This is a genomic window from Brucella sp. NBRC 113783 (assembly GCF_040372265.1).
GTDB classification, from domain to species: domain Bacteria; phylum Pseudomonadota; class Alphaproteobacteria; order Rhizobiales; family Rhizobiaceae; genus Brucella; species Brucella teleogrylli.
In genome coordinates this window covers 351574-365742 of the sequence record NZ_BAABRX010000002.1, presented here as the reverse complement: position 1 = coordinate 365742, position 14169 = coordinate 351574, and the positions used below count along the sequence as shown (strand labels likewise).

The following is a 14169-nucleotide window of genomic DNA, read 5'->3' as shown; positions in this document are numbered from 1 at the left end:
CATGGTCGAAAAGCTGAAAGCCCGCATTACGCATCTGGAAATGCAGTCGCGACCGGCGATTTCCGTGCCGGTTCCCTCTGGTTTGCGGCTCGCCATCATGCGGGCGAGCGGCATGCCGGTGCATTTCTATCGCTATCTTTACGAGCAGGTGGGGCGGCAGCATCACTGGATGATGCGCCGCGTGCAGAGCGATGCGGAAGTGGCCGACATTATCCACGCCGATACGAGTGAAATTCACGTGCTTTATGCCGATGGCAATCCAGCCGGTTTTGTGGAACTCGATCTGACAGCCATGCCGGAAACGGCAGAAATCCTCTATTTTGGCCTGATGCCCGATTTTCAGGGGCGGGGGCTTGGCAAGTTCTTTCTCAGTGAAGCAATCTCGGCGGCCTGGGCGCACGGGCCGCAGAAAATTGCGATCCATACCAATACGCTCGACAGCCCGCGCGCTTTGCAGCTCTATCAGAAGATGGGTTTTGTTCCGGTCGGCTGGTCGGAGGAAGAAGTTATCCCTTGGGTTGAATAGCTCACCGAATATCAGCTGCGCGCTATTTCGCGACCACTGTTGATAGAGACAACTGAAGCGCTCGCCAGTCGAGCGCTTTCTTCATCCAGCACCACGCAATTGCGTCCGCGTTGCTTGGCCATATACAGGCAGCGGTCGGCGCGGCTCATCACTTGCGAATTGGTTTCGGTTTTTGGAGCGGAAGCCACGCCGATGCTGATCGTCAGCGGATAGACCTGATATTCGGTCGAGTGAAAGGGCGTACCTTCCACTTCCGTGCGGATGCGCTGCGCTACGCGCACGCCGGTTTCGCTGCTGGCGCCCGGCAGGAAGACGCAGAATTCCTCGCCGCCGATGCGCCCGACCAGATCGCCTTTACGCGTCACGTTTTGCAGGGCAAAAGCAATCAGCTTTAAAGCACGGTCGCCGGCGCTGTGGCCGAACGTATCGTTGATGGCTTTGAAGTGGTCGGCATCGATCACCATCAGTACACCTGTTTCAATACGCGACCGGCTGACTTTCATGGCGTCGAAAAGCGCTTCGCGATTGAGCAATCCCGTCATGTGATCGACGCGCGCGCGCGCCTGCAATTCAACATGCGCTCTCTCAAGCTGGGTATAGGCGTCTTTCAGCCTGTTATGCTGCCGGAAAATATAAGCGAGTGACGGAAAAGCCGTGGCAAAGGGAATTCCAGAGCTGAGCGCCAGCGCCACAATCCCAGGTCTTTCACCAGACAGGGCGGCAGCAGTCCAGGTCAGCGTGACAGAAAACAGCACGACAGAAAGGGTTATCACTCCTGCTTTCCATAAAGCTGCCTTCATTTCCTTACTCCCCGTCCCCGGATCAGGATTATCTGTTTGCCACTCGAAACCTTACGTTAAGGGAGCAATTGATTGAACGGCTTATAAGAGCAACTGCTCGTAAGGAAAAGATACCAAAAAGCCCGGATGCAACTTTTCCAAGAAGCGTACCCCGAAAGACACAATTTAAGGTTTTAGTTGTCCTCGTGCGGGCAAGCAAAAAGACAACAAGAGCGGGGGAGGTATCGGGATTTTCGAAGGATATATTCGCTTTGAAATGGCTAACATAAGCAAGGGACGGAAACAACCGCCCGGAGCAGTTTCAGCGAAAGTTGAATCACCGTAATCCCTATAATCTTTGGCTTTTGCGCACATCTTATCCGAAACAGCTTCGTGCTTTTCGAACCATGCTCAAGCGACGAAGACGAGCCTTCCGAGGCGTACAGATGGCAAGGACGCTTCGAAAGAACTCGTCTTATCCGGGCAGTGCATAACGTTTGGAGATTTCCGGTTGTGAACCGGTAAGGCGGTGGTCGTCAGAAGACAGCGAGGTATTTCAGCAGCGAGATGATGCCGATGATGATCACGATAACTTGAGCGATCTGTTTCACCTTCGCATCCAGTGGCAGCATGTTGATGAGATAAAGCACGAGGAAGATAACAAGAATTGTTATCAGAAGGCCGATGAGGATGGACATAGCTGTTCTGACCCTTACTGGAACGGCGCATTGTTCTTACCGTCTGACCGCCGCTCCTCCAGAACGTCAGACTGAACGTTAAGCGAAAAGGCTGGTGCAAGAGCCCAAGTCCTTTCGCAGCATTCTCGTTTCCCGTTGGAAAACGATATGCCGGATAACGTTTCGACGTGGAGAAAGTTCCGCTGGAACTGCGAGCGGGAAGGGCGAAGGGTGGCTGGATTTGAACTCCCGCCACCCGCAGAAGAATATTATCCCTGCTTCATGGTGCCGCTTTCGCGACGGCGTGTGTGCCAGCTGAAAGCTTCCTCCAGAAGGTGTGGCGTGTGGCCGCCACGCGCGCAGGCGCGCTCGAAATAATCATTGAGCTGGTCGCGATAATCCGGATGCGCGCAATTGTGGATGATCACACGGGCGCGCTCACGCGGGGCGAGGCCGCGCAAATCGGCAAGGCCCTGTTCGGTCACCAGAATATCGACGTCATGTTCCGTATGGTCCACATGGGTGACCATCGGAACGATGGATGAAATGGCGCCATTCTTGGCTTCGGACTTGCTGACGAAGATCGAGATATAAGCATTGCGCGCAAAATCGCCCGAGCCGCCAATACCGTTCATCATATGTGTGCCATCGACATGGGTGGAATTCACATTGCCATAAATATCGAACTCAAGCGCGGTGTTGATGCCGATAATGCCGAGGCGGCGAATGACTTCCGGGTGGTTGCTGATTTCCTGCGGGCGCAGGATCAGCTTGTCGCGATAGCGGTCGATATTGTTGAAGACGCGCTCGCCGACGGCGGGGCTGAGCGTGATCGATGCACCGGAGGCGTAGTCCAGCTTTCCAGCATCGAAAAGCTCGAAGGTGCTGTCCTGCAGCACTTCGCTATACATACGCAGATTGTGGAAAGGGCTATCGGCAAAACCGTTGAGCACAGCGTTTGCAATGGTGCCAATGCCGGCCTGAAGCGGGTTCAGTGTCAGATCGAGACGGCCATGCTCCACTTCCTGCTTAAGAAAATTGATCAGGTGGGTGGCAATGGCAACGGTTTCGCTGTCGGCAGGTTCGACCGTCGAGGCGCTGTCGTTTTCCTGCGTAATGACGATACCGGCAATTTTCTCGACCGGAATCGGAATATAGGGCAGGCCGACGCGGCTGTCGCAGGCCGTGACCGGGATGGGGTCGCGGGTAGGGCGCTTCGTCGGAATATAGATGTCGTGCAGGCCTTCAAGCGCCATAGGCTGATTGAGATTGACCTCGACGATCACCTTCTCAGCCAGGATGGCAAAGCTTGCCGAATTGCCGACCGACGTGGTCGGAATGATGCCACCGCTTTCGGTGATCGCCAGCGCCTCGACAACAGCATAATCGATCGGACCGATCTGGTTGGAACGCAACTGCTCGACCGTCTCAGACAGATGCTGGTCGATGAACATGACCTCACCGCGATTGATCGCGGAACGCAGGGTACGGTCGACCTGAAACGGCATACGACGCGCAAGCACATGGGCTTCGGTCAGGATCTTGTCGACGTCATGTCCAAGCGAAGCACCGGTAATCAGCGTGATCTGAAAAGGATCGGTTGCCGCACGCGCTGCCATGGCAACCGGAACTGCCTTGGCGTCACCGGCGCGGGTAAAGCCGCTCATGCCGACGATCATGCCATCCTTAATGAGGCTGGCCGCCTGCTCCGGCGTGATGATCTTTTCTCGCAGCGAAGCGTTTCGAATACGTGCTTCCAACATCTATAACTCTACCTTCTATCCCATCCAGCCAGCGGGCCGGGAATGCCCGTTCAATATGCGCCATGACCGCAAATGCCGGTCAGGAACGCGAGCGCTGGAACCCGCGTCGGGTCATACAACATGTACACGAATACATGCTGCTTTGGTCTTAGATCGTTCGAGGCTCCATACACTTTTCAGTCATTCTCATGCTGCAAGCAGTAAGGGAATGATTTTAATCAACCGCCGAATTTGTCAATCACAGATGAGATGAAACGCCCGGCCAGTCGCGTTTTAAGCGCCGGGCTGAACCGGTTTTTCGTGATCATAATCTTAATATAATTAGATATTACTTATATTGATTTGATAATAATACAAATAAATTTGCAATATAGATTGCGATCCATCATATTAAATTGATAATGGGGTGGCGGATATGAATTTATTATTACGTAATTTATATTATAGAATTATATATATTCTTTCTTTCATTGCGTCCCTGGTGACGATTTGCGGAACTGCTTATGCGCAGGGGCCGACACAAGCCCCAAAGCCTGTGCAAGTTGGCGTTTATGTCAGCGAACCTTTCGTCAACAATGAGGGCAATAGTTACTCCGGCATGGCGATCGACATCTGGCAGAACATCGCTGAACGCCTGAATATTGCATCGCATTATGTGGAATTTCAAAACTACGGCGCGTTGATGAGGGCCGTTTCCGAGGGCAAAGTCGATGCAGCCGTTACCAATCTGACCATCACCGAAAGCCGGGCTGAGATCGCCGATTTTACCTATCCATGGTTCGATGCTGGTCTGCGTATCATGGTGCACACCCAGGCCGGAACCGGCTGGGATGACCTTGTCGGACACCTCGGCCGCGCTGGCCATCTGACCACCTATGTCTGGATTTTGGGCATTCTCCTTGCGGCGACGGTGCTTCTGACGCTGTTCGACAGGCGTTTTGATGAAAGCTTTCCGAAACGGTGGCGGGAAGGGCTGGCGGAGAGCTTCCATCATGTGGTTTCGATTGCCACTTCCGGCAAAACCTCACGCAAAAATCTGTTCGGCTGGATTGGGCGTATCTGGCAAACCTTCTGGATGGTCTTCGGCATCGCCATTATCGCCTATGTCACATCATCGATCACTAGCGTGATGACCGTGGCGCATATCGACAACAGGATATCGAACCTGAGCGACCTGCAGAGAAAATCCGTTGGTGTGCGAACTGGCAGCGTTGCAGAACAGTTTCTGAAATCCCGGTCCATCGCCACGGTTACGTTCGATCATTTGCCGGAAGCCGTTACCGCGCTCGTCAATGACGAGATAGCGGCAATCGTCGCAGACGGTCCCGTGCTGGAATAATATATGCATCAGCATACCGATCAGCCGCTCGATCTTGTCGGCGGTGCATTCAGCCCGGACAAATACGGATTTGCATTTCCGCGTCACAGCGAACTCGTCCAACCAGCCAGCGTAGCCATCATCAGCCTGCATGAAAGCGAGGAGATCGCAAAGCTGAGGGCCAAATATCTCGGCGCGGCGAAGTGAGTGAGGGTACGAGCACTGATGGTTTCTCGCGTTTCGAAGGGAACGATATGCCGTTGGTGTCAGGCCCATATCGCAGGTCAGATCGGTATGGCCATCGTAGGTCAGTCGCACTTCAAGCTAGAACCCACCCCCTGTTATATATGTCGATCACATAACATAGATTATGGAACAATCATGTTCATGAAACGGCGATGTGAAAGCACGTCCAGCTCCACGACTATTCGATGAACCAGACAATTACGCCAACCGTCATCAAGCGATCTAGCGTGGTTCAGTTCAACCACGCTGGATCGAAATGTCAGCGACGTCGCGCGACGTAAAGATGTCCGGGAACCGGCGATCCTTGTTCGCTACGCACGGTGATGTTTTCACAGCGGATGCAGTCCATGCCGTGCGCATCCAGCATTGCTGTCACGTATGATTTTGCATGCGCGAAACGCTGATAATCGCCGACCATAAACGCCCGGCCCGCAAAGCGCGTATCGTCCTGCGTTTCACTGGAGAAGCCAAAATAGCCGTCCGGCTCCAGTTGCGTCGCCACGCCTGCAAAGAACCGATCCAGTTCGCCCATATAAGGCAGCACGTCGGTTGCCACGATCAGGTCCCAGTTGTCCTCGGCTGTGGTTTCCAGAAAGCGTACCGCTTCGCCCACGAACAGCGCGTCGTAATCACCTTTTTCAAAAGCGACTTCGATCATGTTTTCAGAAATGTCCACACCGGTCTTGTGCGTCGCCATGTCGTCGAGCGCATCGGCGGAAAGGCCCGTGCCGCAACCAAGATCAAGCATACGATCACGATGAAACTCGTCGTCGATCTCCAGCAATATTTCGCGCAATTGCAGCGGCACGTCGTAACCAAGCTGGTCCACGAGAATTGTGTCGAACATTTCCGCGTGCTGGTCGAATAATGTTGCCACATAAGCATCTGGCGCTTTCAGTGGAACAGCGCCGCGTCCCATGCTGGCCAGCCGCACGGTAGCGCCGCCATGGTCGTCGGGATCGATGGCCAGAACTTCTTCATAGGCCTTAGCAGCGCCGTCGAAATCGCCAGCCTTTTCAAGCGCAAGCGCACGATCATAGGCTTCCGCCAGAGCGTCCTCATCGAAGGATTTGTCGTCGGTCTGCGCCATTGTCGTATGCCTTTTCAAAGTCTGATGGTCGTGCAGCTTATTTATGATCGGCCAGTTTTCGCGCAATCACCGCGCAAGCCATAAGCTGTATCTGATGAAACAGCATCAATGGTAGCACAATACTGCCCACATTGGCGCTCGCGAAAATGGCACTAGCCATCGGCGCACCACTGGCAAGGCTTTTCTTGGAGCCGCAAAACAGGATGGTTATGCAATCAGCGCGATTGAAGCCCAGTCGCTTGCTGCCGTACCAGGTAATCAACAGGACGGCAATCAGCAGCACGATGTTGACGCCGACCATCATCACCAGATCGTCCCAGGAGACCGATTTCCAAAGGCCTTCCACGATGGCTTCGCTGAAAGCCAGATAGACGACCATCAGGATCGAACCGCGATCCACGAAGCTGAGCGGCTTGCTGTTGCGCCGCATGAAATTGCCGATCCAGGGCTGCAGGACTTGACCCAGAACGAAGGGCAGCAGCAATTGCAGCAGAATAGATTCAAACGCATCAAGAGAGATGCCGCCTCCTCCGCTTTGCACCGCAAAAAGCAAGCCCACCAGCAGTGGCGTCAGAAACATGCCGAAAATATTCGAAGCAGAAGCCGAGACAATCGCCGCGGACACATTGCCACCCGCCATCGATGTGAATGCGATGGATGACTGGACCGTCGAAGGCAGAACGCAGATGTAGAGAATGCCGGTATAGAAGGCCGATTGTGCGAGGCCCGGAATAACCCATCCCGCTGTGAGGCCCAGAATCGGAAACAGCACGAAAGTGGACAGGAAGACCACGAGATGCAGCTTCCAGTGGGTGATGCCTGAAATAACGGCTTCGCGCGACAACCGCGCTCCGTGCAGGAAGAAAAGAAGACCGACGGCCACTTTTGTCGCCATGCCGAACCATTCGGCAAACTCGCCCTGTACCGGGAGCACCGATGCCAGCAGAATTGTGGCGATCAACATTGTGGTGAATTTATCCGGCAGGAAGCGCATTCTTTCGTCCAATCTTGTTCGGCGCGCCTTTTAGGAAATTGGGCGCCGTTTCGTATCCATGAAACAGGGATATTCAGGGACATAAGCCCATTTTGCGGGGCCTGTTTATTAAACGCATCGGGCCTGTTTTCAACCATTGGTGGATCGAAAACAGACCCGTCTGCTTCACTTTTCCGGGATTTACTTGCGATGAGCGCGTGACGCCGATCTATTCGTATCCATTGGGATTTTTTGCCTGCCAGTTCCACATGTCCTGACACATCTCGCGCAAGTTCTTTTCAGCCGACCAGTCGAGGAAATCATTGGCAAAAGTCGGATCGGCGTAGCATTCGGCAACGTCGCCCGGACGACGCGGTGCGATTTCGTAATGAATCTGGCGGTTGGAGACGTGCTCGAACGCCTTGACGACATCGAGGACGCTGTAGCCCTGCCCTGTGCCGAGATTGACGGCGAAGCATTTCGGCTCGTCCAGCTTTTTCAGAGCCTTGAGGTGTCCAGCGGCCAGATCGACCACGTGGATGTAATCGCGGACGCCCGTGCCATCCGGTGTCGCATAGTCATTGCCCCAGATGTTGAGCTTTTCCCGGCGTCCAGTTGCAACCTGGGCGATGATCGGCATCAGATTGTTCGGAATGCCTTTCGGGTCTTCGCCAATCAGGCCGCTTTCATGCGCGCCGACGGGATTGAAGTAACGCAGAATGGCGATCCTCCAGCTGTTGTCGCTGTTATAGAGATCGCGCAGCATTTCTTCGATGATCAGCTTGGTACGACCATAGGGATTGGTCGCGGAAAGCTGCTGGTCCTCGGTGATCGGCAGCTTCTGCGGATCGCCATAGACGGTGGCGGAGGATGAGAAGACCAGCGTTTTGACGCCGGTGGCCTCCATCGCCTGCAACAGCCGCAGCGTGCCCAGCACATTGCAGTCATAATAATGCAGCGGCTTTTCACTTGATTCTCCGACAGCCTTCAGGCCCGCAAAATGGATCACCGCCGTGCATTTGTGACGGGTGATGATCTGCTCCAGAAGCGCGCGGTCGCGAATGTCGCCCGGCTCGCGAATGGGCGCGCGACCGGTGATTTTTTCGATCCGGTGAAGGGCTTCCGGGTTACTGTTGTCGAAATTGTCGACCACGACCACTTCATGGCCTGCCTCGATCAGCTGAACGCAGGTATGAGAGCCGATATAGCCGGCACCGCCAGTCACAAGAATTGTCATTGATCAAGTATCCACTTGTTGAACATGCCGCCCCGATGTGCGATCCCGAGCTGACTATGCAAAATCGGCAACGGACTTCAACCCGTTCCAGATGATTCTTTGGGAGCAACTGGCAACGGTATTAACGAAGTTCGATGGAGCGCAGATGACCCCTTCCCGCAATATCGACCGCCTGCTCGAAATTATGGCCGCCCTTCGAAATCCGGAAACCGGCTGCCCCTGGGATGTGGAGCAGAACTTCCGCTCGATCATGCCATATACGCTGGAAGAAGCCTACGAGGTTCTCGACGCCATCGAGCGCGACGATATGGACGATCTGCGCGAGGAACTGGGCGATCTTCTGCTGCAAGTGGTTTTCCATGCGCGGATGGCTGAAGAGCAAGGCAGCTTCGATTTCGGCAATGTGGTGGAGGCGATCACCCATAAGATGATCCGCCGCCACCCGCATGTCTTTGGCGATGCGGAAGCCCGAAGCGCCGGTATGGCCAAGGGTTCGTGGAACCGGATCAAGGCGGAAGAGAAGGCGGAGCGTGCGGAACGCCGCGCCAATCTCGGGCTTGATACGAGCGAGAGCAACGGTTTTCTTGACGATATACCGAACGCCTTCCCTGCCCTCGTCCGCGCTTTGAAATTGCAGCAGAAAGCAGCAAAAGTTGGCTTTGACTGGTCTGAGGCGGCACCGATTCTCGACAAGATTTCGGAAGAAACCGCCGAGCTCAAGGAAGCGATGGCCGCACAGGACAAAGCCAATATCGCGGAAGAATATGGCGACCTGCTCTTCGCCATGGTCAATCTGGGCCGTCACCTTGAGATTGACGCAGAAACGGCGCTGATTTCTGCCAATGAGAAGTTCAAGCGGCGCTTCCATTTCATCGAAAAGACGCTGGATGAGGCAGGAAACAGCCTCGATTCAGCAAGCCTTGAGGAAATGGAAGATATCTGGACCGAAGCCAAGAAAAAGGGGCTTTAACAAACCCCTCTTACTTGTCTTTCCATTTTGGCCGGAACATCTGATAGACGCTCTCCGTCGTGGCGTAATCCATATAACCAAGCCGGGTTACCGGTTTTACCTTGGCGATATCGACAAGGCCGTCGGTCAGAATGCTTTCATCGATATGGACGCCGACGACTTCCCCGATGACCATATAGTTATTGGTCGGCTGGCCTTCCTTGTCCTGCAATCGCCGGATGTCCACGGCGACACATTCCAGTGACGCGTAGGCTTCCTTGACACGCGGAGCGGCGATGATTTTCGACGATGCGCGGGTCAATCCGGCATAGTCGAACTCGCTGACACCACGCGGTGCGTCGACGGATGACGCATTCATATGCGTCTTGAGATGGTCGCTCACCAGATTGGCCGTGAACTCGCCCGTTTCCTCGATAAACGTCACGCTGTCCTTGATGCCACTGGACGAAAACATCACCATCGGCGGCGTGTCGCAGATCGCGTTAAAGAACGAGTATGGAGCGAGATTGACCGCGCCGTCTTTCGAACATGTGCCGATCCAGCCTATTGGACGCGGCGCGACAATTGCCTTGAAGGGATTATGGGGCAGCGGATGCCCCTCTTTCGGCTCATAAAACATCGATATTTCCTTGTGTTAGGAAATGATTTTAAGGTGATAACTTATCCCGCCCACGGGCCGGAATAGTCGGAAACGATCTTGTCCATATCAGCGCGGGGGCGCTCTGGCATCTTGTTTTCGGCTGTACCAATATGAACGAAACCAGCCACGCGTTCATTTGGCGCGAGACCGAGAAACGCGCGGGACGGCGCGTCATTTGAATACCAGTTGGTGATCCAGTTGGTGGCATAGCCGAGCGCATTGGCGGCAATGCAGAGGTTCATCGCAACGGCGCCAGCCGACAGGAACTGCTCCCATTCCGGAATGCGCTCATGTCCCACTGGGGACGATATAATGCCGATCACCAGCGGCGCGCGCGAGAATCGGGTCAATTCCTGCTCCTTGCGGCCTTCCGGCAGTGGGCCTTCGCGCTCTTCGGCGCGCTTGACCAGCAACTCCCCTACCCGCTTGCGAGCATCGCCGCGGTACAAAATGAAGCGCCAGGGCGTGAGGCGGCCATGATCGGGAACGCGGGCCGCGACCTTGAGCAGTTCGGCCAGTTCTTTACCTTCCGGTGCCGGAGCGCCGATTGCGGAAATCGGCGTGGAACTACGCTGAGCTAGAAAATCGAACACCGGATGCGCCACGGGAAACCTCACGACTGGAACTTGCTAAAACCTGAACTGCCACTCCGGTTTAGAGAGGGCCGCCTCTTCTCGCCCGTCACAGGGGCGGTGTAAAGTCAAAACTCTGGCAAACCGCAGCACAGCCATGGTTAAAAAAATGCCGGTGGCAGAAACGATTTGGCCTTGAATTCGACACCGGCATGGGATCAAAAAAGCTATGTCGGTTTTCAAACTTCTGCCTTGCGTTCAAATATCCCGATACTTTCGCGGCAAATGGGTTGCTGTCGCACTGCTATCCGCGATTCCGGGTGTACCCGCATGGGCGCAGGGTCTCGATCCTGCTGCCGAGGCAAGCAGTGGATTGAACCTGCCTGAACCGCCGCTTGATCTGCCAACGCTCAGCCCCTATGCGTCACCGACGAGCCCGGAAAACAATCCCTTGATGAAAACCAGTGAACTGGATCTCAAGGCACGCCTCGTGGATGATGGCAGCGACATACCAACGGGTTTGTTCTGGCGCGTTTTCTCTCCCAATGTCGGGCCAGACGGACAATTGCCGCTGATCGCCAGTGCACAGGGCGGAAGCGCTGTCTTCAATCTGCCGGAGGGAAGTTACCTCGTTCATGTGGCCTATGGGCGCGCTGGCGCAACCAAGCGCATTACGCTTGGTGGCAACGCCCGACAGGAACTCATGATGCTCGATGCGGGCGGGATGAAGCTGAGTGCGGTTCTGCCCGACAAAAGCAAGATTAACAATGATCTGCTGCGGTTCTCGATCTATGCGGACGAAGACAATAGTGATCGTTCCTTGATCGTTCCCGATGTGAAGCCCAATGCGATCATCAGGCTCAATAGCGGCACCTACCACGTCGTTTCCAATTATGGTTCGGCCAATGCGATCATCCGTGCCGATATTCGTGTCGAAGCAGGCAAACTCACCGAAGCCACGGTCGAGCATCGTGCTGCGGAAATGACCCTCAAGCTCGTGCGCGAACGGGGCGGTGAAGCGCTGGCCGACACGTCGTGGTCCGTTCTCAACGCCTCGGGCGATGTGGTGCGCGAAAGTGTGGGTGCCTATTCCTCGCTGGTGCTGATCGAGGGCGATTATGTCGCCGTCGCAAAGAACAAAGACCGCATCTATCAGCGGGATTTCAAGGTTACGTCTGGAAAAAACGAAGAAGTCGAAGTCATTGCCAACAAGGAATCTGAGGCATCTGACGACAGCCTCGACTGAGATTCTAAATTCCGCTGAGATAAAAAAGACCGCGCTAAGGCGCGGTCTTTTTGTTTGGAGCGAGGCGTTTGTTATTTGCCGCCATTCTTGAGACGGATCAAATCCGGCGGGGTGGCCTCTTCGGTCAGACGGGCAATAGCCTCATCAAGCGTCATCGATTCCTGATCGCGAGAGCCGAGGCGGCGCATATTGACCGTCTGTTCTTCCGCTTCGCGCTTACCGCAAACGAGAATGACTGGAACCTTCTGGAGCGAATGTTCGCGAACCTTGTAGTTGATCTTCTCGTTGCGCAGATCGGTGACGACCTGCAAACCGGCAGCCTTCAGCTTGGCGGCTGTTTCGACCGCATAATCATCGGCGTCCGAAGTGATCGTCGTCACCACAACCTGAACCGGCGCGAACCAGAGCGGCATGTGACCGGAGAAGTTCTCGATCAGAATGCCCAGGAAACGCTCCATCGAACCGCAGATGGCGCGATGGATCATGACCGGCTGGCGCTTGTCGGATTCCTTGTCGATGTAGAACGCTCCAAAACGTTCCGGCAGGTTGAAATCGACCTGCGTGGTGCCGCACTGCCATTCACGGCCAATGGCGTCTTTCAGCGTATACTCGAACTTCGGTCCGTAGAACGCACCCTCGCCCGGCAGAATGCCGGTCTTGATGTCGTCTGACTGCTGTTCGATTTCTTCCAGAACCTTCATCATCACGCTCTCAGCGCGATCCCACAGCTCGTCGGAACCGACGCGCTTTTCAGGGCGGGTCGAGAGCTTGATGGTGATCCCTTCGAAGCCGAAATCCTTATAAACCGACAAAATGAGATCGTTGATGCGCAGGCATTCCGCTGCCATCTGCTCTTCGGTGCAGAAGATGTGCGCGTCGTCCTGCGTGAAGCCGCGTACGCGCATCAGGCCGTGCAGAGCGCCGGACGGCTCGTAACGATGGACGTTGCCGAACTCGGCAAGCTTGATCGGCAGATCGCGATAGGATTTCAGGCCGTGCTTGAAAATCTGCACGTGACCTGGGCAGTTCATCGGCTTCAATGCAAAGACGCGGTCGTCGTCGGTATCGTCACCGGCAACCGTCACCTTGAACATGTTGTCGCGATACCAGCCCCAGTGACCGGAGGTTTCCCAGAGCGACTTGTCGAGGACCTGCGGCGCGTTGACTTCCTGATAGCCGTGGCTGTCGAGGCGACGGCGCATATAGCTCACCAGATTCTGGAACATTTTCCAGCCCTTGGCATGCCAGAACACGACGCCCGGACCTTCTTCCTGAAAATGGAACAGGTCCATTTCGCGGCCAAGACGACGGTGATCGCGCTTCTCAGCCTCTTCAAGCATATGCAGATAGGCCTGAAGGTCGTTGTCGTTGGCGAAGGCGGTGCCATAGATGCGGGTCAGCATCGGATTGTTGGAATCACCGCGCCAGTAAGCACCGGCAACCTTCATCAGCTTGAAGGAATTGCCGATCTGGCCGGTGGAAGCCATATGCGGACCACGGCAAAGATCGAACCAGTCACCCTGGTAATAGATCTTGAGGTCCTGACCTTCCGGAATCGCATCGACGAGTTCGACCTTATAGGCTTCGCCCTTGTCGGCAAAAACCTGCCTGGCCTTGTCACGCGACCAGATTTCCTTGGTGAACGGCTTGTTGCGCTGAATGATCTCGCGCATCTTCTTTTCGATCACCGGAAGGTCGTCCGGGGTAAACGGTTCATTACGCGCAAAGTCGTAATAGAAGCCGTTTTCGATGACGGGGCCGATGGTAACCTGGGTGCCCGGAAAAAGCTCCTGAACGGCTTCAGCCAGGACGTGCGCCGTGTCGTGGCGGATCAGTTCGAGCGCGCGCGGATCTTCGCGGGTCAGAATCTCGATCTTGCCGGAAGCGCCAAGCGGATCAGAAAGATCGCGCACGGTGCCGTCGACGGCATAGGCCACCGCCTTTTTTGCGAGAGATTTGGAGATTGATTCCGCGAGTGCAGTGCCGGTGGTCGACGCATCATAGTCCCGTACGGAACCATCGGGGAATTGCATGGAAACGGTATTCGACATTCTATTCGTCCTTATCCAGTCCCGCCAACGATTGCGGGTGGTTCATGATCATGCGTGCTTGTATCGTGAGGCTTCTAATAT

At 55.0% G+C, this 14169-nt stretch carries 14 protein-coding genes; 5 read left to right on the top strand and 9 right to left on the bottom strand.

Annotated features, from left to right (window positions below):
- The first annotated feature begins 1 nt into the window (after window position 1).
- Window positions 2-526 (top strand): GNAT family N-acetyltransferase, encoded by a 525-nt coding sequence (locus ABWW11_RS07055; RefSeq protein WP_109369092.1) that lies wholly within the window; start codon window positions 2-4, stop codon window positions 524-526.
- Between the two features lie 11 nt (window positions 527-537).
- Here the strand turns inward: ABWW11_RS07055 and ABWW11_RS07050 are convergent, their stop codons facing one another.
- The 3 genes from ABWW11_RS07050 to scpC all read right to left on the bottom strand — a co-directional run bounded on the left by ABWW11_RS07050 (window position 538) and on the right by scpC (window position 3745).
- Complete coding sequence (locus tag ABWW11_RS07050; protein ID WP_109369091.1) at window positions 538-1326, bottom strand: GGDEF domain-containing protein; 789 nt, start codon at window positions 1324-1326, stop codon at window positions 538-540.
- Between the two features lie 515 nt (window positions 1327-1841).
- Window positions 1842-2003 (bottom strand): Thivi_2564 family membrane protein, encoded by a 162-nt coding sequence (locus tag ABWW11_RS07045; RefSeq protein WP_167836030.1) that lies wholly within the window; start codon window positions 2001-2003, stop codon window positions 1842-1844.
- Between the two features lie 248 nt (window positions 2004-2251).
- Window positions 2252-3745 (bottom strand): succinyl-CoA:acetate CoA-transferase ScpC, encoded by a 1494-nt coding sequence (scpC, locus tag ABWW11_RS07040; protein WP_109369090.1) that lies wholly within the window; start codon window positions 3743-3745, stop codon window positions 2252-2254.
- A gap of 481 nt (window positions 3746-4226) precedes the next feature.
- Between scpC and ABWW11_RS07035 the strand changes: the two genes are divergently transcribed.
- On the top strand, window positions 4227-5084 hold the full coding sequence (locus ABWW11_RS07035) for a transporter substrate-binding domain-containing protein (protein WP_342210490.1): 858 nt from the start codon (window positions 4227-4229) through the stop codon (window positions 5082-5084).
- 3 nt (window positions 5085-5087) lie between these two features.
- A complete protein-coding gene (locus ABWW11_RS07030) occupies window positions 5088-5270 on the top strand; it encodes a type 2 periplasmic-binding domain-containing protein (protein ID WP_342210489.1) in 183 nt (60 codons plus the stop codon).
- 298 nt (window positions 5271-5568) lie between these two features.
- Here the strand turns inward: ABWW11_RS07030 and ABWW11_RS07025 are convergent, their stop codons facing one another.
- The 3 genes from ABWW11_RS07025 to galE form a co-directional block, all read right to left on the bottom strand.
- A complete protein-coding gene (locus ABWW11_RS07025) occupies window positions 5569-6399 on the bottom strand; it encodes a class I SAM-dependent methyltransferase (protein ID WP_109369088.1) in 831 nt (276 codons plus the stop codon).
- Window positions 6400-6436: 37 nt separating this feature from the next.
- On the bottom strand, window positions 6437-7393 hold the full coding sequence (locus ABWW11_RS07020) for a bile acid:sodium symporter family protein (RefSeq protein WP_109369087.1): 957 nt from the start codon (window positions 7391-7393) through the stop codon (window positions 6437-6439).
- A gap of 208 nt (window positions 7394-7601) precedes the next feature.
- Window positions 7602-8609, bottom strand: coding sequence for a UDP-glucose 4-epimerase GalE (gene galE, locus ABWW11_RS07015; RefSeq protein WP_109369086.1), 1008 nt, complete (start codon window positions 8607-8609; stop codon window positions 7602-7604).
- Window positions 8610-8754: 145 nt separating this feature from the next.
- Between galE and mazG the strand changes: the two genes are divergently transcribed.
- The gene (gene mazG / locus ABWW11_RS07010) at window positions 8755-9579 is read left to right on the top strand and encodes a nucleoside triphosphate pyrophosphohydrolase (RefSeq protein WP_109370235.1); all 825 of its coding nucleotides are present in this window, start codon (window positions 8755-8757) and stop codon (window positions 9577-9579) included.
- A 10-nt stretch (window positions 9580-9589) separates the two neighbouring features.
- On the opposite strand, the gene ABWW11_RS07005 is transcribed toward mazG, so the two are convergent.
- Both ABWW11_RS07005 and ABWW11_RS07000 read right to left on the bottom strand, forming a co-directional pair.
- Window positions 9590-10198 (bottom strand): flavin reductase family protein, encoded by a 609-nt coding sequence (locus tag ABWW11_RS07005; protein WP_109369085.1) that lies wholly within the window; start codon window positions 10196-10198, stop codon window positions 9590-9592.
- A gap of 41 nt (window positions 10199-10239) precedes the next feature.
- Window positions 10240-10824, bottom strand: a complete 585-nt coding sequence (locus ABWW11_RS07000) for a nitroreductase family protein (RefSeq protein WP_109369084.1) — start codon at window positions 10822-10824, stop codon at window positions 10240-10242.
- A 196-nt stretch (window positions 10825-11020) separates the two neighbouring features.
- Here ABWW11_RS07000 and ABWW11_RS06995 point away from each other — a divergent pair, with 196 nt between their 5' ends.
- Window positions 11021-12037, top strand: coding sequence for an RgsD C-terminal domain-containing protein (locus tag ABWW11_RS06995; protein ID WP_319080483.1), 1017 nt, complete (start codon window positions 11021-11023; stop codon window positions 12035-12037).
- Between the two features lie 71 nt (window positions 12038-12108).
- Here ABWW11_RS06995 and thrS read toward each other — a convergent pair whose 3' ends face one another.
- Window positions 12109-14088 carry a threonine--tRNA ligase gene (thrS, locus tag ABWW11_RS06990; protein WP_109369083.1) on the bottom strand — a complete coding sequence of 660 codons (1980 nt, stop codon included), beginning with the start codon at window positions 14086-14088 and terminating at the stop codon, window positions 12109-12111.
- Window positions 14089-14169 lie beyond the last annotated feature (81 nt).

Bases quoted from the DNA above. Each gene is read 5' to 3' on its own strand.
- ABWW11_RS07055 (WP_109369092.1), top strand. From the start codon at position 2: ATGGTCGAAAAGCTGAAAGCCCGCATTACGCATCTGGAAATGCAGTCG.
- ABWW11_RS07050 (WP_109369091.1), bottom strand. From the start codon at position 1,326: ATGAAGGCAGCTTTATGGAAAGCAGGAGTGATAACCCTTTCTGTCGTG.
- ABWW11_RS07045 (WP_167836030.1), bottom strand. From the start codon at position 2,003: ATGTCCATCCTCATCGGCCTTCTGATAACAATTCTTGTTATCTTCCTC.
- scpC (WP_109369090.1), bottom strand. From the start codon at position 3,745: ATGTTGGAAGCACGTATTCGAAACGCTTCGCTGCGAGAAAAGATCATC.
- ABWW11_RS07030 (WP_342210489.1), top strand. From the start codon at position 5,088: ATGCATCAGCATACCGATCAGCCGCTCGATCTTGTCGGCGGTGCATTC.
- ABWW11_RS07025 (WP_109369088.1), bottom strand. From the start codon at position 6,399: ATGGCGCAGACCGACGACAAATCCTTCGATGAGGACGCTCTGGCGGAA.
- ABWW11_RS07020 (WP_109369087.1), bottom strand. From the start codon at position 7,393: ATGCGCTTCCTGCCGGATAAATTCACCACAATGTTGATCGCCACAATT.
- galE (WP_109369086.1), bottom strand. From the start codon at position 8,609: ATGACAATTCTTGTGACTGGCGGTGCCGGCTATATCGGCTCTCATACC.
- mazG (WP_109370235.1), top strand. From the start codon at position 8,755: ATGACCCCTTCCCGCAATATCGACCGCCTGCTCGAAATTATGGCCGCC.
- ABWW11_RS07005 (WP_109369085.1), bottom strand. From the start codon at position 10,198: ATGTTTTATGAGCCGAAAGAGGGGCATCCGCTGCCCCATAATCCCTTC.
- ABWW11_RS06995 (WP_319080483.1), top strand. From the start codon at position 11,021: ATGTCGGTTTTCAAACTTCTGCCTTGCGTTCAAATATCCCGATACTTT.
- thrS (WP_109369083.1), bottom strand. From the start codon at position 14,088: ATGTCGAATACCGTTTCCATGCAATTCCCCGATGGTTCCGTACGGGAC.